At 72.0% G+C, this 1,599-nt stretch carries 1 protein-coding gene; it reads left to right on the top strand.

What is annotated here, in order from left to right:
- Window positions 1-1,599 (top strand): dehydrogenase E1 component subunit alpha/beta (locus tag VGD85_RS13455; RefSeq protein ID WP_331063950.1); only part of this gene is annotated, 1,599 nt, incomplete at both ends.

Below are 1,599 nucleotides of genomic sequence, written 5' to 3' on the forward strand. Positions count from 1 at the left end.
GATCGTCGGCGGCGGCGTGCCCCAGGCCGCGGGCTTCGCCTGGTCGCACCGCCAGGCCGGCACCGACGCGGTGTCGGTGACCTACTTCGGCGACGGGGCGGTCAACATCGGCTCCACGCTCGAGACGATGAACCTCGCCGCGGCCTGGTCCCTGCCGGTCTGCTTCTTCATCGAGAACAACCAGTACGCCGTCTCCACCTCCGTCCACGAGGCGACCGCCGAGCCGCGGCTCTCCGCGCGCGGCCTCGGCTTCAACATCGCCAGCTGGAAGGTCGACGGGATGGACCCGCTCGCGGTCCACCTCGCGATGACCGAGGCCGTGGAGCACATGCGCCGCGGCCGCGGCCCGACGGTGGTCGAGGTCGACACCTACCGCTTCTTCCACCAGAACGGCGCCTTCGCCGGCAGCGCCTTCGGCTACCGGGACAAGGAGGAGGAGCGCGCCTGGCGGGCCCGGGACCCGCTCACCCAGACCGCCACGCACCTGCAGCGTCGCGGCATCATGACCGCCGAGGAGACCGCCGAGGCGGTCGCCCGCGCCAAGGCCGCGATGGAGGAGATCGGCAGCGTGCTGGTCGAGCCGCTGCCCGACGGCAAGCCCGGCCAGCGGCGGATCCGGCCCGCGGAGTGGCCCGACCCGGACTGGGTCGACGTCGGCGTGCGCGGCGACCTCTCGGAGTTCGGCTCCGCGCGGGTCGTCGAGCCGAGCGGCTTCGCCGTACCGGTGCAGGAGACGAAGTTCATCGAGGCCGTCGCCGCCGTCATGGGCCGCCGGATGGAGACAGATCCCGGCGTCGTCGTCATGGGCGAGGACGTGCACCGGCTCAACGGCGGCACGAACGGCGCCACCCGCGGCCTGCCGGAGCGGTTCCCCGGCCGGGTCCTCGGCACCCCGATCAGCGAGAACGCCTTCGCCGGGCTGGCCGGCGGCATCGCGCTCGACGGCCGGTGCACGCCGATCGTCGAGTTCATGTACGCCGACTTCATGTGGGTCGCCGCCGACCAGCTGTTCAACCAGATCGGCAAGGCGCGGCACATGTACGGCGGGGAGTCCGGTGTGCCGCTGGTGCTGCGCAGCAAGGTGGCGATGGGCACCGGCTACGGGTCGCAGCACTCGATGGACCCGGCCGGCATCTTCGCGACCAACCCCGGCTGGCGGATCGTCGCGCCGTCCACGCCGTACGACTACGTGGGCCTGATGAACGCCGCGCTCACCTGCCAGGACCCGGTCGTCGTGCTCGAGCACGTCGACCTCTACGGCTCCAGCGGCCCCGGGCCGGTCGACGACCTCGACTACGTGCTGCCGGTCGGCAAGGCCGTGGTCCGCCGGCCGGGAGCCGACGTCACCGTGCTCACCTACCTCGGGATGGTGCCGTTCGTGCTCGAGGCGGTCGAGGAGTTCGGCCAGGTCGACGCCGAGGTGATCGACCTGCGCTGGCTGGACCGGGCCAGCATCGACTGGGAGCTGATCGAGGAGAGCATCACCAAGACCAACCAGGTGCTCATCGCCGAGCAGGGCGCGGTCGGCACGTCGTACGGCGGCTGGCTCGCCGACGAGATCCACCGCCGCTTCTTCGACCTCCTCGACGCGCCGGTGCG

Origin of the sequence: Nocardioides sp. (genome assembly GCF_036401255.1) — a bacterium.
Lineage (GTDB): Bacteria > Actinomycetota > Actinomycetes > Propionibacteriales > Nocardioidaceae > Nocardioides.